The organism is Exiguobacterium sp. s59, from assembly GCF_018617475.1.
Taxonomy (GTDB): Bacteria; Bacillota; Bacilli; order Exiguobacteriales; family Exiguobacteriaceae; genus Exiguobacterium; species Exiguobacterium aestuarii.
On sequence record NZ_JACSKG010000004.1, the window covers coordinates 67,604 to 91,180 of the forward strand.

Annotated in this window: 22 protein-coding genes and 1 tRNA gene; 15 read left to right on the forward strand and 8 right to left on the reverse strand. The window is 46.2% G+C overall.

Annotation, left to right across the window (positions count from 1 at the left end; translation table 11 throughout):
* Positions 1-35: 35 nt before the first annotated feature.
* From KNO91_RS08490 to KNO91_RS08515, 6 genes are all read right to left on the reverse strand, one after another.
* Positions 36-731 (reverse strand): queuosine precursor transporter, encoded by a 696-nt coding sequence (locus KNO91_RS08490; protein ID WP_214795247.1) that lies wholly within the window; start codon positions 729-731, stop codon positions 36-38.
* A 122-nt stretch (positions 732-853) separates the two neighbouring features.
* The gene (locus tag KNO91_RS08495) at positions 854-1,411 is read right to left on the reverse strand and encodes a hypothetical protein (protein WP_214795245.1); all 558 of its coding nucleotides are present in this window, start codon (positions 1,409-1,411) and stop codon (positions 854-856) included.
* A gap of 156 nt (positions 1,412-1,567) precedes the next feature.
* Positions 1,568-1,638, reverse strand: a tRNA-Thr gene (locus tag KNO91_RS08500).
* Positions 1,639-1,746: 108 nt separating this feature from the next.
* Positions 1,747-4,140, reverse strand: coding sequence for an immune inhibitor A domain-containing protein (locus tag KNO91_RS08505; RefSeq protein ID WP_214817499.1), 2,394 nt, complete (start codon positions 4,138-4,140; stop codon positions 1,747-1,749).
* 138 nt (positions 4,141-4,278) lie between these two features.
* Positions 4,279-5,070, reverse strand: a complete 792-nt coding sequence (locus KNO91_RS08510; RefSeq protein WP_214817501.1) for a class I SAM-dependent methyltransferase — start codon at positions 5,068-5,070, stop codon at positions 4,279-4,281.
* A gap of 39 nt (positions 5,071-5,109) precedes the next feature.
* A complete protein-coding gene (locus KNO91_RS08515; protein WP_026826028.1) occupies positions 5,110-5,421 on the reverse strand; it encodes a hypothetical protein in 312 nt (103 codons plus the stop codon).
* A gap of 181 nt (positions 5,422-5,602) precedes the next feature.
* Here KNO91_RS08515 and KNO91_RS08520 point away from each other — a divergent pair, with 181 nt between their 5' ends.
* The 7 genes from KNO91_RS08520 (at position 5,603) to KNO91_RS08550 (ending at position 12,495) form a co-directional block, all read left to right on the forward strand.
* Positions 5,603-6,466, forward strand: a complete 864-nt coding sequence (locus tag KNO91_RS08520; RefSeq protein WP_214795110.1) for a cation diffusion facilitator family transporter — start codon at positions 5,603-5,605, stop codon at positions 6,464-6,466.
* Between the two features lie 87 nt (positions 6,467-6,553).
* Positions 6,554-7,030, forward strand: a complete 477-nt coding sequence (locus tag KNO91_RS08525) for an N-acetyltransferase (protein WP_214788246.1) — start codon at positions 6,554-6,556, stop codon at positions 7,028-7,030.
* 47 nt (positions 7,031-7,077) lie between these two features.
* A complete protein-coding gene (locus KNO91_RS08530; protein WP_214795108.1) occupies positions 7,078-8,067 on the forward strand; it encodes a LacI family DNA-binding transcriptional regulator in 990 nt (329 codons plus the stop codon).
* Between the two features lie 107 nt (positions 8,068-8,174).
* Positions 8,175-9,113 carry a carbohydrate kinase family protein gene (locus KNO91_RS08535; RefSeq protein WP_214795106.1) on the forward strand — a complete coding sequence of 313 codons (939 nt, stop codon included), beginning with the start codon at positions 8,175-8,177 and terminating at the stop codon, positions 9,111-9,113.
* A gap of 2 nt (positions 9,114-9,115) precedes the next feature.
* Positions 9,116-10,546 (forward strand): sucrose-specific PTS transporter subunit IIBC, encoded by a 1,431-nt coding sequence (locus tag KNO91_RS08540; RefSeq protein WP_214817503.1) that lies wholly within the window; start codon positions 9,116-9,118, stop codon positions 10,544-10,546.
* A 19-nt stretch (positions 10,547-10,565) separates the two neighbouring features.
* Positions 10,566-11,984: a glycoside hydrolase family 32 protein gene (locus KNO91_RS08545; protein ID WP_214817505.1), complete on the forward strand. Its 1,419-nt coding sequence runs from the start codon at positions 10,566-10,568 to the stop codon at positions 11,982-11,984.
* 97 nt (positions 11,985-12,081) lie between these two features.
* On the forward strand, positions 12,082-12,495 hold the full coding sequence (locus KNO91_RS08550) for a YhfM domain-containing protein (RefSeq protein WP_214817507.1): 414 nt from the start codon (positions 12,082-12,084) through the stop codon (positions 12,493-12,495).
* A 24-nt stretch (positions 12,496-12,519) separates the two neighbouring features.
* Here KNO91_RS08550 and KNO91_RS08555 read toward each other — a convergent pair whose 3' ends face one another.
* Complete coding sequence (locus KNO91_RS08555; RefSeq protein WP_214817509.1) at positions 12,520-13,365, reverse strand: alpha/beta fold hydrolase; 846 nt, start codon at positions 13,363-13,365, stop codon at positions 12,520-12,522.
* Between the two features lie 116 nt (positions 13,366-13,481).
* Here KNO91_RS08555 and KNO91_RS08560 point away from each other — a divergent pair, with 116 nt between their 5' ends.
* From KNO91_RS08560 to KNO91_RS08585, 6 genes are all read left to right on the forward strand, one after another.
* Complete coding sequence (locus KNO91_RS08560) at positions 13,482-14,489, forward strand: helix-turn-helix transcriptional regulator (protein ID WP_214795098.1); 1,008 nt, start codon at positions 13,482-13,484, stop codon at positions 14,487-14,489.
* A gap of 200 nt (positions 14,490-14,689) precedes the next feature.
* Complete coding sequence (locus KNO91_RS08565; protein WP_214817511.1) at positions 14,690-15,550, forward strand: metal-dependent hydrolase; 861 nt, start codon at positions 14,690-14,692, stop codon at positions 15,548-15,550.
* A 9-nt stretch (positions 15,551-15,559) separates the two neighbouring features.
* Entirely contained in the window at positions 15,560-16,324 is a 765-nt protein-coding gene (locus tag KNO91_RS08570; protein WP_214795094.1) for a DUF817 domain-containing protein, read from the forward strand.
* Between the two features lie 236 nt (positions 16,325-16,560).
* A complete protein-coding gene (locus tag KNO91_RS08575; protein WP_214788220.1) occupies positions 16,561-16,824 on the forward strand; it encodes a hypothetical protein in 264 nt (87 codons plus the stop codon).
* 164 nt (positions 16,825-16,988) lie between these two features.
* A complete protein-coding gene (locus tag KNO91_RS08580) occupies positions 16,989-17,687 on the forward strand; it encodes an ABC transporter ATP-binding protein (RefSeq protein ID WP_251126599.1) in 699 nt (232 codons plus the stop codon).
* Positions 17,680-20,925 carry an ABC transporter permease gene (locus KNO91_RS08585; protein WP_214817514.1) on the forward strand — a complete coding sequence of 1,082 codons (3,246 nt, stop codon included), beginning with the start codon at positions 17,680-17,682 and terminating at the stop codon, positions 20,923-20,925. Before KNO91_RS08580 ends, KNO91_RS08585 begins: the two co-directional genes overlap by 8 nt.
* Positions 20,926-21,045: 120 nt before the next feature.
* Here the strand turns inward: KNO91_RS08585 and KNO91_RS08590 are convergent, their stop codons facing one another.
* The gene (locus KNO91_RS08590) at positions 21,046-21,372 is read right to left on the reverse strand and encodes a hypothetical protein (protein WP_214817517.1); all 327 of its coding nucleotides are present in this window, start codon (positions 21,370-21,372) and stop codon (positions 21,046-21,048) included.
* 208 nt (positions 21,373-21,580) lie between these two features.
* On the opposite strand from KNO91_RS08590, the gene KNO91_RS08595 reads away from it, so the two are divergent.
* Positions 21,581-22,441 (forward strand): ABC transporter permease subunit, encoded by an 861-nt coding sequence (locus KNO91_RS08595; protein ID WP_214795086.1) that lies wholly within the window; start codon positions 21,581-21,583, stop codon positions 22,439-22,441.
* Complete coding sequence (locus tag KNO91_RS08600) at positions 22,441-23,481, forward strand: ABC transporter permease (protein ID WP_214795084.1); 1,041 nt, start codon at positions 22,441-22,443, stop codon at positions 23,479-23,481. Before KNO91_RS08595 ends, KNO91_RS08600 begins: the two co-directional genes overlap by 1 nt.
* Positions 23,482-23,577: the final 96 nt, after the last annotated feature.

Genomic DNA, 23,577 nt, shown 5'->3' on the forward strand with positions numbered 1-23,577 from the left:
AAGCCGTAACTTCGAAATTGAAGTTACGGCTTGTTTTATGCTGCATGTTGTTCGGCTTCATCTTGCGGATTCGTACGTTTCGCGTAATACATGAACGGTGTCGCCATCCAAGCAATCACGAACTTCGCCACGTACGTCGTAATGAAGATATTCCACCAAATCTCCCAATCCATTCCCCAGAAAGCGATGATACAGAATGTGAACGTATCAATTAATTGTGAGAGCACAGTCGAACCTGTCGTTCGGAGCCATAATTTTTTCTCACCCGTTTTGGCGCGAATCTTCGAATAGACGAAGACGTCAAACAATTGTGAGACGAGGTAAGCGGCAAGGCTACCGAGCGTGATCAATGGAAGCATCGAAAAGAGTGCCTCAAAACTTTCGTGCATGAAGAGCGCTTCTTCGAACGGTTCATACAATAGGGCGTACTGCATAAGTACAGTCGAAACGATCAAAATGAAGAACCCGAGCCATACCCCTTTTCGAGCCGCAGCTCGTCCGTGTTTTTCGTTCAAAATGTCAGTCGCTAAATAGAGCGAACCGTAGACGATGTTACCAAGCGTAAAAATGTATCCGCCAATTACAATCTGTTGTGTGACTTGAATATTTGCTACGACCGAAGCCATCGCAATCCAAGCATATAATCCGACCCGTCCAAACAATTTGTAACTGAGGACGAGAAGACCGAGTGTAAGGATGGCAGAAGGAATCCATAACCATTCGTTTAGCATGAATCATGCTCCTTCCTCTAACTATTCAATGATTTCAACTTTTCAAGTTTATAGAGGAACGGAAATGATGTCAAGGTGATGTACGCTCAGGCTGATATATGATCCATGCGATACGAAAGCAGTTATACTCCGCTCAGTTCGATGTTCAAACCTTTTACAATACTAAATGCGCTCCCGAGCACGTCTGCTTGTTCTCTCCAAGTCAACTGATGCTTCGTTTCTTTGAAGTGCTTGATCACGTCTTGCGAATAGGTTAATGATCGAAGGACGGAATCGATTTCAACGTGTTGAATATGATTGATGTCGAATTGTTTTAAGTGTTCGAGCCCAACTCGTAATTCTTCGACGTTAGTAGTGGTTTGATCCAAACGATTTTGTAGGTCGATGGATTCAGTCGAGTCAGGGTTCTCACATGTGGCTTTACATGCCCAAAGACTTTCTGATCCGTCAGCGAATGTGGCGAGCACATCACTACTTTCTGATCGTAAGTATCCCCAGAAGATATCAATTTCTTCTTGGGTTGGTTCGCCTTTAAAAAATAGAGTTAATTCTCCGACGGTTTCTTCGGATGTTTCAATGGTGTTTTCTGTAACTGGTTCAGGTTTTGAGTCCTGATTAGGACTAGGCGAACAAGCTGCTAATAAAATCATGACGGTTCCTATTCCAAGTGCTCGTTTCATCGAAACCCTCCTGTAAAAGATATGGTAATCCAAATTGTACCATTGATTGTCGTTAGAATGTTCATCAAAAACGATATAGGGAAGGGAAGTTAAAAAAAGCACCTCCTGTCATAAACAGGAAGTGCTCTAAACCGCTTCGTTGAGCGGTATGTTTGATGCCTCCGACGAGAATCGAACTCGTGCTGCAGCATTACCATTGCTGAGGTCTGCCACTAACCTACAGAGGCGTTACACCAACTATGTTACACAGGTTACTCGCGTTTTTCAAGCTTTTTCAGAATAATAAGACCTCCAATCTTCTTTACTTAGAAGACTGGAGGTCAAAGGGTAAATACTTATTTTGTGCGGATCCAAACAGCACCTGCAGAGTTGTCTTTCGCTTCACCGACAACGTCAACGACGAGTCCGTATTGCGGAAGTTTACGTCCTGCATCTGGGATGAGTGAGTTGATGTACGAATTCGCATCATTGAACTGCTTCACGCCAGCTTGTGCTTTGTAGTCATACACACCACGACTTGGTGAATCGATGTACCAAGCGAGTGTCTTATCGAGACTGAACGCAGCGTCAGCGATTTGGTAACGTGTGCTACCAGCTACCGTTTCTTGACCGTTCAAGTTTCCGATGAGAGCTTCAGGGTGAGAGTCGACGACACCGAGGAAACCTTCACCAGGGTGGACACCGACCCAGTTGTCAGTGTAAGAGTCATCACCATACCACACAACAAGACCTGTGTTGTATTTCACGCCACGACCGTTGAGAAGACCCATATCCGATCCGGCATGGTTACGCCATTCGAGGTAGTAGTAGTGCGGTTTCGAATCGTATCCGTCTGAGTTGACGAATCCATCGAGTGTCACGGCTTCAGCACCTTCCGCATCATCAGCGAAGAGTGTTGCTGACTCTGACTTGATTGACAAGTTGTCGACTGCGAAGCCTTTCATTGCGACGCCGCCGTCTGTCACGTACTCAAATACGATTTGAACATCTTGTCCAGCGAATTGTGAGAGGTCATATGATTTGTTGACCCATGCACCGTTCGTTGTCTCAGCAGGGTATCCAGCTTCGTTCTCGCCGTTGATGTCGTCACCGAATACATCAAGTACGACTTCTTGACCACCACTTACAGCTTTAATGTACAAGTAATCATAATCTGATTCGACTTCGTAGAATGAATCGAATGTGAGGACGCCATCCGCACCAAGTTTCACGCTAGGTGTTGCCATCTCTGTATGGATGTCGTCACCTTTAGTCGAGTAATAGTAGCGCTCGCCATAAGCCGGTTCGATCCCTTTAATCTTCTTATCAGGAAGGTTGACTTTGACGATTCCTGGGTTGTTCGACTTCGTTACCGATTGGTCGAGTTGTGAGACAAACCCTTGAGAGTTGATATCTTCAAGATCGACTTCTGTAATATTAGCCCAGTTTCCACCCATGATTTTTTGGAAGTACTCTTTGTTTTGTGGAGAGAAGCTTGTTGGTTCCGTACCAGCGACTTTACCAGCCCAGCTACCGCCACTCATGATTGACCATGATTGTACTGGCTCACCTTGACCTGTGTATTGTGTATCGTACTCATCTGGAAGACCGAGGTCATGACCAAATTCGTGTGCGAAGACGCCGACTGCGCCATCTTCAGGTTGAATCGTGTAATCATACGCAGCCATTTTTCCGCCCCAGTATGGAACTGCAGCTTCTGTGTTGGCTACCGGATAAACGCCATTGAGAACCCAACGGTGTGACCATACTGCGTCGTCACCAAGTGCACCGCCACCAGCTTCTTGACCAGTACCAGCGTGGATGATCATCAAGTGGTCGACGAGGCCGTCCGGCTCATTGAAGTCACCGTCGCCATCTAAGTCGTAAAGATCGTATTGGTCATGCTCTGCAAGGTTGATGCCAGATGCGACCGCAGCGTTCAATGCATCTTTGACGAGTTGACGTGGACCAGGGCCAGCATTGTCATGACCGCCTGTTGAGCGGTCAGCGCCGTAGTCTTTCGCAGTTCCAGGAACGCTTAGCCATTCTGAAACTTCACCGTCGACCGTATAACTGCCACCCGACTGTTCTTCATAATATTGTTTAAACGTTTGAACCTTCTCACCGTTAAACAGTTCGAACGACTCATCACCGAACATATATTTTTCATAATGTTCCTTGCTGAAGTTGTCACTATACATATAACCTGGATCTTGCTCGACGTTATTATGTTTGAAGTCACTATACTCGACGAGGAGGACGAGGACTTTATCTTCACGGACCGCGCCGTTGTAAGACGATTGCTGCGCTGGAGAAACCTTCACTTGACCGTTCGGTTTTCCTTTACGGTAGTTCGCTTGTCCTTTTTTCGCTTTGTCGAGAATGCGTTCTGTTTCTTTTTCGAATTGAGTATGTATCTTCTCTTTTGCTTTTGAAGCTTTCTCATTCAATTCGTCGACATGTTTATGTGGATCTTTGGCTTCACCTTGTTTTTTCGCGATGTATGCGTCGACCGCTTTCATGCGTTCAGATGCTGACAATCCTTTTTTGATGACACCGCGTTTCTCAAGTGCTTTTGCGAGACGCTCTTCATCGATGATGTTGTGGTCGAACGGAGCGAGCGAGCTCGTTGTCGGGACAGATGGTGCAACCGATAGCGGTGCAGCACCAGCAGCCGGAACGATGCTGACTGTCATGGCAGATGTCATGAGAGCCGCGAGCGTCGTTCGACGGATGGAACGTTTTTTCATTTGTATGAACCTCCTGTAAAAAAATAATGGGAAAATGTGTGAGCTTGTTGTAAATGTACCGTTTGTGTCTGATTAATGTCAATATTCAGAAAATAATAACCAGAAAAAGAGTCTAAAGACCTATTTAGTCAATATGAACTAAATAGTCTTAGACTCCAGGTCGATATATCCGTAATGGAACTTCGATGTTTTTCGCTTAATGTGAGTAAAACCATAGCGTTCGAAGGCATCGCTCTCAAAATGCGCCTTTAGGACAATTCGTTTTTTTGCTACTCGTTTTGCTTCGTCCATCAACTCTTGGGAGAGTGGGGAGGTGTCGGCGATTGAGCGAAGTGGGTTCAGATGAACCGATTCTGAAATCGTCTTTTCGAACATCGGATCGAAGTAAATACAGTCGAATGAATTTTCCGCACACGATTTCAAATATTTGAGAGAATTGGCATGGACGACCTCAATGCGGCGCATCGCCTCATTGACGTGTTCATCTTTCTCGACCCAAACGGTTAGGCCCTCCCGGACGAGCTGTGCTGTAATGAATTGGCTTTCGAGGCCAACGATTTTTCCCGTGGGACCCACAGCGTGGCTCATGACGATGCTGTCCGAACCTAATCCGAGCGTACAATCTAAAATTTGATCACCTGGTTTGGTTTGTAAAGCGTCAATGAGCGGATCGGTTCCACCACGACTGAGTTGTTTCACCCGAAAGACAGAGCTAGAAGGGTGAAAAAAGAATGGTTCTGTAGTGTGAAGTGGTGTGTACTCGACGCGTCTCTTGTCAAATACAAGTACGTCCTGGTGATGGCGCTTTTTCAGTTCATCGATGGAATGTTTGCGTCGATCCACAAACTTCATATTGTATTCTGCGGCATGAGCATGTGCCCGAGATAACACTTCATCTGTCGGACGTAAGCAAGTGGTTACGATATACATAGTAGGGCTCCTTCACAAAAAATGAGACGCAGAGGCGTCTCATTTTTTCTTACTGAGTAAGTCTGATAGTTCATCGATCAGTGCTTTATGAGAAGCGAGTTCTTTCTTCTTCTCATCGTTCACGTTCACTGGACGTTTTGAACGGCTTTGAAGCGCTTCAAGCGTCTCGTCGATTGACGATTTCAACGTATCACGTTCTTCAGGTTTCAATGATACTTCGTGCGGATTTTCTCCAGAGGCATCTAATTCGCGAAGGCGTGCCATCAATTGCTTGGCCTCACGATTCAAATCAACAAGCAATCTGTCAATTTGTTCCAATCTCAATTTGATTCCATCTCGTTCTGTAAACATCTGTTTCACCTCTTTTTGCGGTTTAACCCTAAGGTCTCTTCCTGTTTACTTTACCATAAAATTTGTTAAACGAAACTACCGGGAATATATTCCATTTATTTTGAGTATAAGAAACATTGTTTCTCTATCCCCACACGAAGTTCACCTGCTATACTAACTGAGCTAATAAGGAGGTGGGCGGATGGAAACGACAAATCATCCACCAAAAGCGCTCAAGGGAGCGATTGTGTCAATCACGGCTTATTTGATTTTATCTGTATTAAAGGTCTTCTTTGGATATTTATATGAATCAGAGGCGGTATTAGCCGATGGATTCAATAATACGACCGATATCATCGCGTCCGTAGCCGTTTATATCGGAATTCGTGTTGCGGCGTTGCCACGGGATGCCGAGCATAAATATGGGCACGCGAAGATGGAAACCATTTCAGCACTCATTGCCTCATTAATCATGATTGCAGTCGGTATTTTCGTTTTCTTCAATAGTCTGTCGAATTTAATCGGGGGAGAATATGCAGAACCGAATCCGCTAGCAGCGGTCGTCGCGTTCGTCAGTGCGCTCGTCATGTTCGGGGTGTATCGATTCAACTTGAATCTTGCGAAGAAAACAAAGTCATTGGCACTCAAAGCTGCGTCGAAAGACAATTTGGCGGATGCGATGATTTCTATTGGTGCGACACTGGGAGTCTTGTTCGCATATTTCCAACTTCCGTGGATGGACACGGTGTTAGCAATTGTCATTGCCGGTATGATCATCCGGACGGCGATTCAAATCTTTTTAGATGCCACCCATCAGCTTTCTGACGGGTTCCCTCCACATCTCGTCGAGTCTTATGAGGAAACGATTGATCAATTCGAACGTGTGAAAGAAGTTCGGGAAATCAAAGGGCGTCATTTAGGAAATCACGTGATGCTCGATGTGACGATTGCAGTTGATGGCGATTTAACAGTGGACGCGGCTCATGAACTATGTGATGAGATCGAACGAAAACTAGATGAGCAGCATGCGGTCGATTCGGTTCATATTCATATAGAACCGATATGACGTTCGGTTATCTTTTGCGCTTCATGATTGGATTCGTTTATAATAAGCGCAGACAGATATTGAACTACTAGTTAAGGAGGGCACGGGATGAACATCGTGCGTCAACCTATTCGCCAGATTGATGAGATCGAATATGAACACTTTCAAAAATATGGAGAAAACTCATATGGTGTTTCTGCCGAAGAGTTAAAAGGAATCCTCGAGGAAATGGGGACGGAACAACTTTATCACGCAGAAGAGCACAGCTATGGGGAAGACTTCTACTATGACTTGATGGTCGATGACAAACTTGTCGGTAAAGTGTTGTTACTCAAACTTGCCCGGGTATATCAACTTGACCTGATGGTGTTTGATGCATACAAAAATAACGGGTATGCGACAGAAGGTTTACGTCTTGCCTTACTAGACTCTAAATTGATGGATGGACAGACTGTCCGAGCCGGGATTCCGCCGACGAGCCCACATCAACAAGAAATGCATCAAGTGCTCGTTCAAAACGGATTTGAAAAGCGGAACGGTTTATATTATTTAAATTTTAAGAAACGATATGTAGTTAACCATTAAGCTGACGGCGTCTCGCACGTCAGCTTTTTTCATATGGAGGGGTAATGATGAAGCAAGTCACCATAAAAGATATCGCCGAGATTGCAGGGGTCGCAAAGAGTACGGTCTCACGTTATTTGAACGGCGGATCGGTAGGAAAGGCGACTAGAGAAAAACTTGATCGGGTCATCCGGGAAACGAATTATGAACCGAATCAATTTGCCCAGAGTCTGAAGTCAAAACAGACGAAGATGATTGGTGTCATCGTTCCACGACTCGATTCTTACGCCGCTTCACGGACGATGATGGGAATCGATGAACGGTTGACAGAACGAGGATATCAGATGCTCGTCGTCAATACGGCACAACAGACAGAACGGGAGATTGAACAACTGTACAATTTGGCCAAACAAAAAGTCGCCGGCATCATTTGGCTCGGGACGACGGTCACGGAACGTCATATTGAAGCGATTGAGGCGATTCAAATTCCGGTTTTGCTAATCGGTCAACAGCATGACAACGTCCACAGTCTTGTCTATCCAGACTATGAAGCCGCATATGCCCTTGGGACTCGATTCACCGAATGGGGACATCGGAACGTCGTGTATGTCGGTGTTTCGGAGGCGGATATCGCAGTCGGACAAAATCGGCGTGATGGTTTTTTGAAGGCGCTTCATGAGGCGGGTGCACACGTCAATCTTGTTCAGACGACATTTAAGATCGAGGACGCCATCCCGGTCGGAGAACAATTGGCGAAAGAAATTGATTCGACCTCACTCATTATTTGTGCAACGGATAATATTGCACTCGGCGTGTTGAAAGGCCTAGCGAATCAAGGTATTTCAGTTCCAAATGATGTCTCAGTTAGTGGTTTTGGCGGTTATGATTTCACGGAAGTTCTACACCCATCCATTACTACCGTCCATCTCCCGTATCGACGAACCGGGGCAAAGTCGGCTGACATGATGCTACAACTTTTACATGGTGACGACGTTCCGATGAAAACGTTCACAATTTTTGAATTAAAAGTGCGCGAAAGCGTTGACAAGATAAAATAAATCGTTTACATTTGTGTTGCGGAACCGGTTCCGCAACATTTTTTATTCTAAATTGGAACCGGTACCATTTTTGTAAAGAACTTATATGATTTATGGAGGTGGACGATATGAACACCGTACATTGTATCGGCGAACTACTGATTGACTGGGTGTGCGAGGATGCTTCGAGCGACCTCGTCAACGGAACGACGTTCGTCAAAAAAGCAGGTGGCGCACCTGCGAATGTTGCGGCAGTCGTCAGTAAGCATGGAGGACAATCCAGTTTCCTCGGTCAAGTCGGGAATGACCCGTTCGGTCTCTTTTTAAAACAGACATTGACGGACAATGGCGTCGACACGGACAATCTCGTGGAAGCGGGGGATACGACATTCGCATTTGTGTCGATTCAAGAAGACGGGGAACGAGATTTCACGTTCCGACGCGGAAGTGACGGAGATTATGCGTTTGAATCCATCGATTTGTCATTGATTCAAAAAGGAGATCTCATTCATTTCGGTTCAGCGACAGCATTACTAGACGGAAAACTGAAAGACGCGTACTTCAAATTATTGCAATTTGCAAAACGGGATGGCTTGTTCATCTCATTCGACCCGAACTATCGGGAAGCATTGATTACGGACCTCGAGCAATTTAAACAAGATGCGAGACACTTCATCGCCGAAGCGGACTTCATTAAATTGAGCGAAGAAGAAGCACACTTGTTAACCGACGAAGAGCAACTTGATGAAGCGGTTCAAGCACTTCTAGAGTTAGGCGCAAAACAGATTGCCATCACACTCGGCTCTCGTGGCACGTTGATTGCGACAAGCGCGCATCATGAAATCGTTCCTTCAATCTCGATTGATAGTGTCGATTCGACGGGAGCGGGAGATGCGTTCGTCGGTGCTTATTTGTATCGATTAGCGACACTCGGATTTGACCCGGAGCGCTTACGTTCCGACATTGAATATGCAAACGTCACAGGTGCATTGACTTGTACGGCATATGGAGCTATTCCAGCAATTCCATCACGACAACTTGTGAATGAAACGTTAGGAGGGAAATGAAGATGGATTACAAAAAAGAAGCAGCATCGATATTAGAAGCGATTGGTGGGAAAGAAAACGTTGCGGCAGCTGCCCACTGTGCGACTCGCCTTCGTCTCGTTTTGAACGATGAGTCAAAAGTCGATGAGAAAAAACTCGAGGAACTTGATGTTGTCAAAGGAACGTTCTCGACAGGTGGTCAGTATCAAATCATCATCGGACAAGGTACGGTAAACAAGGTATACACCGAGTTCTCACTATTGACTGGGCTTGGTGACATGTCCACGTCAGATGTGAAGTCGGCTGGGGCGAAAAAGATGAATCCGCTTCAACAATTCGTCAAAATGTTATCCGATATCTTCGTACCAATCATCCCGGCGATCGTTGCCGGCGGTCTCTTGATGGGGATCAACAACTTATTGACAGCACCTGATTTGTTATTTGAAGGACAATCATTGATTGATCAGTATCCAGGTATGGCTGACCTTGCAGCGATGATTAATACGTTCGCAAACGCCGCCTTCGTCTTCTTACCTGTCCTCATAGGATTCTCGGCAGCCAAGAGGTTCGGTGGCAACCCATATCTTGGTGCGGCCCTCGGGATGATCATGGTTCACCCGGACTTGATCAACGCGTATGCACAGGCAACGGTTGAAGACATTCCGGTTTGGAACATTTTCGGTCTTGAGATTGAGAAGTTAGGATACCAAGGACAAGTATTACCAGTCCTCGTCTCGACATATATTTTATCGAAATTGGAAATCAACATCCGGAAGTTCATGCCGGCATCACTTGATATTTTGCTCACACCGTTACTCTCGCTCCTCTTCACAGCGTTCATCACGTTCGCATTCGTGGGTCCAATCACACGTGAAGCAGGGAACTTGATCATCGATGGATTAGTATGGACGTATGACTCACTCGGATTCGTCGGTGGTTTGATTATGGGTCTCCTCTACGCGCCGATCGTTATCACTGGGATGCATCACAGCTTTATTGCAATCGAGACTCAACTCCTCGCTGATATCGCAGAAACAGGCGGGTCGTTCATCTTCCCAATCGCAGCGATGTCGAACGTTGCTCAAGGGGCAGCTACGCTTGCGGTCTTCTTCTTGACACGCGATAAGAAGATGAAAGGTGTCGCTTCAGCATCAGGGATCTCGGCACTACTCGGTATCACAGAGCCTGCCATGTTCGGGGTTAACTTAAAACTCCGTTATCCGTTCATCGCAGCGATTGTCGGTTCGGCCATTGCATCTGCTTTCATCGTCGGAAACGACGTATTGGCAGTAGCGCTCGGCGCAGCTGGATTACCTGGAATTATCTCGATCGCACCAGGGTCAATCATCTCGTATATCATCGGAATGGCGATCGCATTCGCTGTGACGTTCGGATTGACATTCATCCTTGCAAAAAGACAAGCAAAAAAAGAAGCGGTCAAACAAGCCGCATAATGAAAAAGGAAGTGACACTATGAATTGGACGAAGGCCGAACGTTATCGTTCACTCCGTGACGTGAGCGCCCTCGAGATGGAGGTGCTCCGAACAAAGACGGCCGCATCCCCGTGGCGGTTTGGATACCATATCCAGCCGCCGACGGGCCTCCTCAACGACCCGAACGGCTTCACATATTATGATGGAGAGTACCATCTATTCTATCAATGGTTCCCGCTCGGGCCAGTTCACGGTCTCAAACATTGGTACCATGTCTGTTCTACCGATCTTGTCCATTGGACAGACCGCGGGGTGGCGTTAGTCCCTGAAACGAAGGAAGATTCCCACGGTGCCTATTCTGGAAGTGGATTCGTCGTAGACGACACCCTTCACGTGATGTATACCGGGAATCATCGGACAGACGATTGGACGCGTCACGCCTCGCAAATTATCGGTGTCCTACGTGACGGGATGATTGAACGCCGGAATGTGGCCATCCCAGATATCCCGGCTGGCTATACAGAACATTTCCGCGATCCGAAAGTGTGGGAAGTAGCTGGCACATTTTATGCGATTGTCGGAGCACAGCGCACAGATGAGACGGGCTGTGTCGTCTTATATCGTTCGACCGACTTGAACGAATGGACGTTTTTAGATGAAGTGAAAACCGAGCTCGAGCAGTTCGGTTATATGTGGGAATGTCCGGACGTTTTCGAGATCAATGGACAGCATGTCTTGATCTTTTCTCCTCAAGGGATCGAGGCGTCAGGACATCGCTACCATAACATCTATCAGTCTGGCTACTTGACGGGTCATCTCGACTTGAATACGAACGTATTCAGCCATGGTGCGTTCGAGGAACTGGACTTCGGTTTCGACTTTTACGCTCCGCAAACGACGGAGCATGATGGTCGTCGTATTCTAGTCGGCTGGATGGGCTTACCGGAGATTGAATATCCGACAGACCGCTACGGTTGGGCCCATGCGTTGACGTTGCCACGTGAATTATCACTAGAAGATGGCATGTTGAAACAACGACCTGTTCCTGAGATGAAGAAGCTTCGACAAGGTGAATTTGTCAATGAGACAGATACGTATTTGGAAATCGATACACCTGAGCGCTATGAGCTTGAATTATCGTCGACTGGTGAAGACTTCGAGCTAGAACTATTGAAGACAGATGATGAATCTCTTGTGATTCGGTATGAGAAAGAAACTCGTGAACTGACGATCGATCGGACAAATGCGGGTGAACCGTTCGCAACGGAGTTCGGGACGACAAGGACAAAAGTGATCGACGTCACGTCCCTTCATCTGTTCGTCGATTCGTCGAGCGTCGAATGTTTCGTGAACGATGGTGACGCTGTGGCAACGCTTCGTGTCTTCCCAAGTGATAACGAGAAGCGGATTCGCTATGTCGGAGCGGAGGCAAGTCTAGTTGGCTGGAAGTATGAATGAGTGTAAAAGCTGAGCGATTGCTCGGCTTTTTTTTATTTTCCAAATGTTGAAACCGATTTAATCGATGCGACGTATATAAGACGAGAGGGGTGAAGTAATGGATAAGTGGGTTCGTTGGGCAGCTGAAGTTCGTAAAGTGACGATGCCTTATAAAATCGATACAGAAGAGCTCGAAAGAGAAGAAATGGAACGCGTGATGGTAGCAGAGTCAAAAACACGGGAACGATTCAACTCTGAACCAGTATTGGACTTTTATGATTTAGCGCAAGTCAGAGTGTTCGCGGAAATGTTGCGAAGTTCGGAAGAAATCGAAGGCATTGAGATTGAAGTGGCTCCTGATTTCGATCTTACATTGCATTATAAAGGTGGAGAACAGGAACGCTATCAGCTTTGGCTCGGTCAATCGAACCGCCCAAGTGTCATCACGAAATTTGAACGAGGGGACATTGTCTGGAGGATACCGGAACATAGTACGAATCGATTAATCGAAGTCCTCGGGTTAGATACGTAAAAAAGCACCTCTTTTTGAGATGCTTTACGAGTTGAAACGGATAAATCGTTCGATTTGTCGCTCTGATTTTCTCGCTTGCCGTCCGACCCAAATCAAATGACCAGGGCTGTTCAGAATCGTAAGTTGAGCATGTGGAATCAAGCGCTTCGCGTAATGTGCATGCCGAACAGGAACGGCTTTGTCGTTTTTCGAGTGAATGATATAGGTTGGGCATGACACACCGAGTAAGACCTCACTCGAGACGCGTTGTTTCAAATCGAACTGTGCGCCAAGTCCAAAAGCCATTTGATTCGCGACGCGTTTCAGGAGGAAGATGTCATAAGGTGACACCTCTTCTCGAATCGTCTCGAGTGCCAATACGCTCGTCGATTGAATCATACGGGCCGTCGCTTCGAATGGATGTTTTTGAATCGCCCGAGCGATAAACTGTTTCATGATGTACTGCAGTGCGATAAAGGCGGGTTGGACGACATTCCGGCTGACCGTGTCCCGATATGGAAAATCGACGACACTCGTCACGGCGGCCGCGAGTGTCAAACTGAGTACACGCTGATTTTGGGAAGCAAGTTCAATCGCGGTCGGTCCTCCGGCAGAGATGCCATAAACATGATATCGATCAATTTCAAGCATTTGCATCAAATGAGCAAGTCGGGATGCAAAGAGTTGAGGAGATGCTGAAAAAGAGTAAGGTGTTTCTCCATATCCGGGTCTAGATGGGACAATGACCCGAAAACCTGACAAAATTAACTGGTCCACATGGTATGGTTCTAAACTAGATGATTGGGTCCCATGAATCAAAACAATAACAGGACCGTGACCACGGTCTATATATTCAATTTTTGAGCCGTCGACGTGTGCATAATATTTCACTTCAGATGGCGCCTCCTTAAACGTTTTGTAATGGAAAATACCTTTATTTCGTGGAAATAAAATGATAATGTCTGTTTATACATATTATAGATATAGAAATGAAAGGGGATAGAACCGTGAATAACCGAGAGCGGTTACTTGAAGTTCGACGTTTTTTCGAACGTTACACGGACGAGGCAAATCCTAAGACGCTAGAAGATTTGCTCGAATACTTGTCAACGATTGGAGATACTTCTAAGTTAGCAAAAAAATCGGTGAAAGACGATATCCAGGCACTGAATAATTCGGGGTTTGAAGTGCAGGATGAATTGGAGAAGAATGGTCTCGCCAAAAAATATTGGCACTCTGCTCGTTTATTCGAGATTCATGAACTTCGGATGATGGTCGATGCGATTGTCGCAGCCAAATTCATCTCAGAAGACGTAACCGAAGAAATCGTTGAAAAGCTTCAAATGTTGACGAGCAATCCTGAGGCGAAAACGCTACAATCGATCATTAAGACACCGAAGAAAAAACACGGACAGATTCCGTATCACATCGACCGCATTCAGCGCGCGATCCATGAACGAAAAGCCATCTCATTCCAATATACGGATGTCATCGGATTCGACGTGACAAAGCGGACGTTCCCGCTCCGCCGTGACGGAGAACGATACGTCATCAATCCGATCGACTTGCATTGGAATCACGAACAATATTACTTGATTGGCATCGATGAATCGATCGGAGAGGTTCGGAACTATCGGGTCGACCGAATCGTCAACTCCGAGATTGTGGAAGACGGCACAATTCGTCCGAAACATCATCTTCCAGATGATTATTACCAAAAATCATTCAATATGTACAACGGCTTAGATGAGCAAATCGTTTTATCGGTCGACGAACGCGTTCTCCCGGTCATCTTCGATAAGTTGGGGGAAGACGTCTCCGTGTCCGAGCATGGCGAACGATTCCTCATCCGTTTTGATGCGGCCGTATCGGACGGATTCATTTACTGGTTGCTCTCTTTAGGGGCACAAGTAGAAGTGGTCGAACCGCTCACGCTTCGCGATCATATGAAGGCGACGATCGAGAAGATGGCAACTACTTATGAGAATACAAGCATTCATTCATCCATCGAGTAATCAGATGTGCTATACTGCTTGCGACACTTAATGAAGGGGGACAGGCGGATGTTGAATTGGATGCCATTGATCATTCCGATTGTCGCTGTCATTTTCGTAACGATCGTCGCAAGACGCGCCATGAAAATGGATAAAGAGAACTAAGATGAAGAGACATCGTCCATTATTGGGAGATGTCTCTTTCGCTATGGAGGTAGAAAGTGGATACGATTACACATACGTTATTCGGTTTGACGCTATATGGTGCAGCCGATAAACGCGATTTACAACAACATGAAAAAAGGGCCTTGTTCGTCACGACGCTCGTCGGGAGCCAAATCCCGGACAGTGATGTGATTTCAAGACTATGGGACACGGAAGGGATGTATCAGATGTGGCATCGGGGCATCACACACTCAATCTTTCTCGTCCCGCTCTTTGCACTACTCATCTACATACTCGTTCGTCTCCTCTTTGGAGTGACGGACATCCGCTATTTTTGGTGGGCTTTATTGTCTGTGTTCATCCACAATACATCCGACTTGTTCAATGCGTGGGGGACAGGGTATTTTGAACCGATTTCGGACGTGAGAGTTACATTCGGTGTAATCCCGATTGTCGATTTTGTCTATTGGGGAATCTTCTTAGTCGCCTGGCTCGTCGCCCGCAAACAAGAAGTGCGGTATACGACGTATCGGTATGCATGGGCTGCCCTCGTTCTTTATGTCGCGATTCAAAGTGCGCAAGGCGCCTATTTATATCAGTCTTATTCAAAGGAATATGACGAAGTGACGCTCTCGGCTTCATTTGTCCCGACTCAGTTCACGGTGATCACGAAGACTGACGAAAACGTATCGCTCTTTCAAGATTCGATATATCAAGAAGCGAACTTGCGATACGAATTGACGAGTGCCGAAATGACGAGTCTTGAACCATTGTTTGAAGCGAATCAAGAGGCACTCACTTTGACGAAATGGTCGCCGTTCGTCGTCATCGTGGCGAATGAAGAACGGCTCGGTGTATTTGACCCACGTTTTTATGATGGGGAATCTTCCTTCTTGTACGAATATATAGAAAGGTAGGACGAATCGATGGGACGTATCCGCTATCTCTTTATTTTCGCCTATGAACAAGCACTCAGTTGTATATTCCCGGTCGCCATCTTCGGAGCGCTCGCCGTCACAAAAATTGTGGAGTTGCCGATTCCCCGTTATGACGTCTTACTCATCTGGTGTTTGTTCGTCCAGGTGATCCTCGTGAAAACAGGACTCGAAACAATCGAAGAAGTGAAAGTCATCAGCTGGTTCCATGTCATCGGTCTTGGTCTTGAACTATTCAAAGTGCAGATGGGGTCTTGGAGCTATCCGGATGAGGCGTTCACAAAAGTGTGGGGCGTCCCACTCTATGCCGGATTTATGTATGCGAGCGTCGGAAGTTATGTCGTTCAGGCGTGGCGTCGTCTCGATTTACAGTTCACTCAAATGCCTAACCCGATCATCGCCTTTGGACTTGGCATTGCGATTTACTTCAACTTTTTTTGGCACCATGTGTGGTTAGACCTTCGGTGGCTATTGATCGCACTTATCTTTTTGGCGTTTGGCCGCTCGATTGTCTCGTACAGGCTGGATGACCGGCGATTCAAGATGCCGGTCGTGCTTTCGTTCTTCTTGATCGCCTGCTTCATCTGGCTCGCTGAGAATATTGTGACCTTTTACAACGGCTGGGCGTATCCGGACCAGTTGAACGGTTGGGCCATTGTGGATTTAGGAAAACTGTCCTCATGGTTCCTGCTCGTCATCATCAGCATCCTGCTTGTCGCTTGGCAAAAGCGAAAGCTGGAGTATGAAACGACTTAACTCGACGTATGTCGAGTTTTTTTGAGGGATCACGAATCCTTTTTTTGAAGAAAGTCGTATTACAGAATGAGGTGATTGGGTTGTTGGAAATTATATTTTATTGGTTGATTGGATTATTGTGTCTAGGATCTCTTGTCATCTATTGGAGAGAGTGGAGAAAGACTCGGAATCGAGCAAAACTAGGACAAGCTTTTCTCGCGATTTTTTGCTCTGTTCTTGTACTTGGGATGGCAGGCATGGAGACGTACGACCGTATGACGACGAATTACATCGTCGAGACGGGAGAATGTTATGTCGTCGATGACCGATCATCGAAGGGTTCATCGAACGTGACGCTATGGTTCGGTGAGCGGTCATACGGCTTCAAGGAAATTCCGGACGTTGCATATGGTCCAGGACATGTGTTTACATGTCGCGCGACGATGACGAAGCAGTTTCAAAGCGGGATCGATTATGAGTTGAGATCTATGGACGGCGAACTATTGTTTTCGACTGAATAGGAATAGGATACAAGTGACTTGTACTGAATGAATTCAGTACAAGTTTTTTGTTTGCGGTTTCAAGGAAAATAAACCTAATTTACAAAAAAAAGGTATCTAAATTCCAAATATTATGTATATTAGAAATATATATATGTTCTGCATATGAAATGAGGAGGGAAGTAATGGGTACATTCGTGTGTAATCAAATGACTCGAACGTTTTCCGGTGAAGGGGTCGAAACAAATGCGTTATCAGATGTTACTTTGACGTTTAAAAGTGGAGATTTCATATCCATCATCGGTCCTTCAGGTTCGGGTAAGTCGACGTTGTTGAGTTTACTTGGAACGTTAGACGCTCCATCGAGCGGTGAACTGTATTACAATGATCAACTCTTGAATAAACTGAAAGCTAAAGAGTTAGCTGACTTCCGATTCGAAAAAGTCGGATTCATTTTCCAACAGTTTCATCTCATCCCGACTCTGACCGCAGTTGAGAATGTGATGGCACCGCTATTCGGTCGTAAAGTCGACTATGATCCGAAAGAACGCGCACTCGCTCTGTTGAATCGGGTTGGGTTGAGCGACAAGGTAGATGCTCTCCCGTCACAGTTATCAGGTGGACAGCAACAGCGCGTCGCAGTCGCACGCGCGCTCATCCATGAGCCGGAATGGCTACTCGCGGACGAACCGACCGGAAACCTTGATTCCGAGACGGGTGAAGTCATTTTTGAACTGTTACGAGAGTTGAACCGGGAGAAGGGATGCGGCGTCATCTGTGTGACCCACGACCCGGGTATTGCCGAGCGAGCCGAGGTGCAGGTTCGGATGAAGGACGGTGAAATCATCGAGGTGATTGATACGAGGGTGACAATCCATGCTTAAGTTCATCTGGAATTCATGGTGGCGTAACAAGGAACGGTTCATCCTGCTCCTCGTCGGTGTCTTGATCGTCAGTACGGGGCTGTCGTATCTCGTAGGTTTGACGGAGTTGAACAAGGGGACGGTTGTCTCTGAGCTCGAGAAACGGTGGAAGTCTTCTTACCATATCGTCGTTCGGCCACCGGGCACGCGGAGCGTGACCGAGGAGTTGAACCTCCTCGAGCCAAACTATATGAGCGGACTACAGGGTGGGATCACGCTCGAGCAGTATGAGCAGATCAAGCAAATCAGCGACATCGAAGTCGCGGCACCGATTGCGATGATCGGGTCATATGACTATTTCAAAGATGTCGGAGAATTTAAACTAGATCAACCAGTTGTCTATCGTGTCAAATTCACGGAGCAAACAGATTCGGGTGCGAAAGTCGAGTCTGACGTCTATTCGACCTATTTTCTAGGACAGTGGCAACCGATGGATGCTGATCCTAATTATGGTCTGAGCCCCGCCATGCCAGGTGGGAAATTTACAGCCGGCTTCGGTTCGAACTTTATGATAGCAGGCATTGATCCAGAAGCTGAGGCGGCGCTTGTCGGGTTAGATGGGGCAATGATTGAGAAGAAAGGCATTAGTCGATACTTCGAGCAGACAGGTCAGACAACAGTGGAGAATGGAATCATTCAAATGCCTGTCATCATGAGTACGAAAACGTTTGTTGATTCAACGATGGCATTTGACTTAGAGGAAGTTAAGTTACCATTTGAATCGACGAACACGAGAGAAATTGCTTCGAAAATTCGAGATGCGGGTGGACAAAAGTACCTTGATACGTTAGATGGAAAGCTCCTTGATCAAATCGAAAGCATTTCCTCCAAACAAGTACACAAAGAGCTAGTCGATACATTTCTAAAAGATGGCACCCTTGATTTTGAGAATGATGATCAAGCCTTTAATTTCCTCGCTTTTAAACCTTCGTCACTCAATTATCAAACTGTCAAAAGTCCATTCGATGAGCGATGGCCATTTGCCTATCAAGTACAACCTTACGAAGTACCCGAGGATAGTATCTATCCTTACAAACAGATGTATCGTCCTTTATCTTTGTATGGCGAAACGAGTGATAATTGGCCGAGAGTCAAACTAAATTACATCGGACTCTTTGATCCAGAAAAGCTAGATATGGCTCGTGACCCGCTCACTGATTTGCCGATGGAAACGTATTTTCCAGCAAAGGCTGATTGGGTGATCGATGCGAATGACGAACCGGTCAACCCGGTGAAGCAGATGCTGCCGGTCAATAACGACCGTGGTTTCTTGACGCGCCCACCTCTCGTCCTGACGACACTCGAGGCGGCCGCCGCCATTATTGGTGAGAAACCTATTTCAGCAATCCGTGTCAATGTGAGCGGGGTCGATGAGCTGAACGAGGAGAGCGAGGCAAAACTCCAAGCAATCGCGAAGGAGATTGAGGAGAAAACGGGACTCATCACTGACGTCACGCTCGGATCGTCCCCGCAAATGGCGCTCACGTATCTGCCAGGCCTCAAAGAAGGAGAAGCGCTCGGCTGGGTTCAACAACCGTGGGTCCGCCTGGGATCCTCGTTCACCATCTTCGAGGAGACGAAGATGGGCATGGGTGGCGTCATTGCTAGTGTCATCCTCGTCGCAATTTTGTATGTGTTCACGTCGAACTTGATTATGCTGTATGCCCGGAAGAAAGAGTTCGCGGTCCTTCTTTCACTCGGCTGGGGACCAAGACAACTCTCACGCCTCCTCTTGATGGAGGCATGCTTACTTGGCAGTGTGGTTGCACTCATCGCATGGTTGATTTTGGGTTCATTTTTGCTCGCAGGTGATACAGGAACAACAGGATTACGTGTGATCCTGATTGGATTCGCAGGTTTAGCCATCTATCTTTTAGGTTCGCTTGTGCCAATGCTGATGATTCGGTGGATTAAACCATATGAGGCTCTACGTTCTGGTGCGACGACACGCGGATTACGGCTCGTTCGGTCCGAAGGCGTGATTGGGATGGCGTTCAACCAGCTCGTCACACAGTGGAAACGAACAATCTTGACGCTCCTCGCGATTGCCGTGCCGACGAGTCTGTTCATGTTCTTCTTATTCGTCTCCGTCCGACTGCAAGGTGTCATGTTCACCTCACTCCTTGGGGAATACGTTGCACTGGAAGTGGGAACGATGCACTATGTCGCCATGGGTGTCTCGCTCCTGATTGCCGTCCTGACAACGACAGAGGTCATGTGGCAGAACATCAACGAGCGCAGAAGCGAGATTGCGATCCTGAAGGCGACCGGCTGGCGCTTTTCGAACATACGTGGACTCGTGCTACTCGAGGGAGGTCTGCTTGGCTTAATAGCAGGGATGCTCGGACTGATAGTTGCAGGAATCCTTGTCTGGAACGTATATGGATCACTCCCGCTCACCGAAGTACTTTTCCTCACGGCGACTTTACTCGTCCCAATTTTGACAGGGCTCGGCGGAGCACTCCTTCCCGCACAGATGGCTGTCAACGTGATGCCTTATCAGGCAATGCGTGGGACACAGGTGAACACGAAGAAGACTGAGAGACGCTTCAAGTGGGTCTTGGGGACCGTCGGAGGTGGTCTCGGAGCAGCCGTAATATTACTCTTTTTCTTTGCATTACCAGAAGGCGGAGAGTTGGAAACGACTGATACGAGCAGACCAGCCGTTCAGGGAACGACGGGTGAGAAATTAGCGGACCTTAAAGAGGATCAAAAGAAAGAGCAACCTGCTAAAGACGAAACTGATTTGGAAGATGCTATTCAAGAGCGAGGGGAAGCCGCATATCAAGTTTTTGAAGTGGATGGCTTAAGACAAGAAAAAGAGGAAATCCAGGTCTTCAAACCGGTTGATTCACCAAAGGAAATTAACATTTCGAATTCTAAATCACGCTTACTCACGATTCCAATAGAACTTACATTGAAAGTAAAAGATGTTCCGGGTCAGGAAGACTTCATCTTTAGATTTATGCCGCAACATTATCCTTTACTAGACGGCAATGGTGACAAATATGAGGTGGAAAAGGTAACGATACTTAAAAAAGATGGATGGGATGGTAAAAATCAATTAACTGCACCGGCGGATATAAGAGCTTTATTGACTTATGAGATCCCAAAAAATGTTGAACAGGTTGCTTTGCTCGTGAATGGGCAATTATTTATTGGTGAGCATGTGTATGTTATAAATTTAGATGTAGAGTAATAGAAGTTGTGATTTGATTATAAGCATATATGATGCCTAAAAAACTAATGTCAAAAAAACTAATGTCAAAAAAACATGTTCGAAGCCAGAAATATAGCTTCGAACATGTTTTATATGTAATTACTTATTTTTAATTGAATCTGATTCCTTTTTTGATTGCATCAGTCTTTTTCGCTTCCCCTCTAAAAATATCGGAAGTATATTCAAAAAGATTGCGGCAATCGTTAAGAACCAAAGCGCGCGTGACATGCCGGGTACGACATCTGTTATGGCACCCCAGTCCTTAGCTTCTACCCAAATGTTGAGCAAGCTATATTCGGCGCATAGCGTGAGAGCGGTCAAGGACAGCGCAATCGCCATCGGTAGTTTGTAATCCTTCTCCATCATAAAGACAGTCAAGTTCAAAAGCGTGGCTCCAATCGCAGCCAGTCCCAAAACAATCCACATCTTTTCAACCTCCTAAATATTTCTATATACATATCATAGCATACATCATTCTCCATATTAATTTCTGAAAATTGTTTCTATTCACATAATAGTTATGCTAGAATCAATGGAAAGTGTCTTTGGATATAATTCCCTTTACAAAATGAAGGAATAACGTACATCCTTCCACACTTATGATTGAGATATGTCATCCAAAGGAGACGGAACTATGGCCTATATTGCACGAAAATCTGCACATCTTGTCATCGCATTCTTTGTCTTGATTGCGATCAGTGCGCTACCGACGCTCGTCGTTCAAACAGATTTTAGTCTGACGAGTTACTGGAACGGCATCCAACAACAGCTGAACCAACTCCAAAAGCTTGATGAGATTACATACTACAACGTCACCGCTCAAACAGATTTACCTTTATTACCTGCACTTGGACCGCTCGTCAAAGAGTCGGTCATCATTTTTACGACGGCGCTTGCCGTGTCGACTATACTTGGTCTCATGTATGCCTACTTCTATTATCGGAGCGGTAAACGGGTTCGTACTGTCCTGCTCCAAACGAGCCAGACGCTTGAGATGGTTCCTGATTTATTTTGGTTAATCTTTTCACAATTTCTCGCCATTTCTATACATAGAGTAACGGGATTTGACCGAATCGAAGTTGCTGGTGGGTTCGCAGAATACATACGATTTCTACCGATTGTTACATTGACACTGACGACGTTGTTCTTCTTTATCAAATGGCTGACCATCCATATTCATGAACAAGAGGCCATCCCTTACCTTGAACTTGCTCAAGCGAAAGGGATTCGACCGAGAGGGCTGTTTTGGAACCATTTGTTGCCGAACATCATCTATCGGTTCTACCTCTTTTTCCGTTCAAACATCATTACCATCTTATCGACGCTTCTCATTGTCGAATATTTATTTAACGTCCAAGGGCTGTTTCGATTCGCCGTCTACAATCCACAGATGGAGATCTTACTCGTCATTTTATTTGTTATCTATATCCCGATTTTTCTGTTGGACCTATTCATTGAGTGGATTATTCCGAATGCTTGGAAAGGAGGGATTTGATGCGACGCGTATTAATGCGGGACCCGATTTTTATCTTCTGCTTTGCAATCGTAGCGGGTCTACTGTTGATGAGTTTTGGAAATACCGTATTTCGTGATGGGAACGTTGATCAAACTCTTATGCTCTACTCGGATGAGGGTAGACTCATCGGTAAACCACCACTTGAACCGTCAAAATATCAATGGCTCGGGACGGACAATGCGGGATATGATTTATTTCAGATGTTCGTCGAAGGTTTTAAGTGGACGGTCGGGATTTGTGCGATTGTCGCGCTTGGACGCATGACGATCGGTTTATTGGTTGGGATACCGCTTGCTTTCAGGGGAGCACGATTGAATCACTTCTTTAAAACGTTGCTCGATGGATTCTTGATTCTACCAATCTCTTTACTCGCATTGATGATGCTCGCGTCGACGATGATCTTTTGGGATTCGACACAAGTACCTCCACTGTGGGATCGAGTGAAGATTGAGCTGATCGTATTGGTCGTTCTCGGACTTCCTGCCGTCACGCTATATCTCATCACGGAGATTCGACAATTGCTACAACAAGAGTTCATGGTTGTTGCCGAGACGCTCGGTGGGAGTGTCTGGCATCGTGTGAGACTACATCTCTTGCCCCACTTGATTCCGACGCTTGTCATCGTCTTCATGCAACAGTTTGTACAGACGCTCATGTTGCTCATTCATCTTTCATTGTTTGGAATCTTCTTTGGGGGGACTGTTCTCTTACAAGAAGGTGTCATGCCAACGATTTATGAATGGTCTTCGATGTTCGGATACTATTTCAGACAATTCACAGCGATGACATGGATGACCAATCATCTATTCATGATCCCGGCAATCGCGCTCGCAGCGCTGATCTTTATTTTTAATGTATTGACGAGTCGACTCGAACGGGCATTCCGTCTAAGGCGTCAAGAGCCGACGGTGACCGAAATGAACGTCGCACAATCAGAAGCAGCTGCCGCATCGCTTGACAATCCGTTTTCCCTCGTCGATGTGAAAGTCTCTTTAAAGAATGGATCGGATGATCTCTAAGAAGGTCATCCGGTTTTTTATGTACCGAATCGACTGAACTGTCATGATTGCGGGAACGTGTATAACAAAATGAAGTGACAAGTCAGAAAAGGAGTG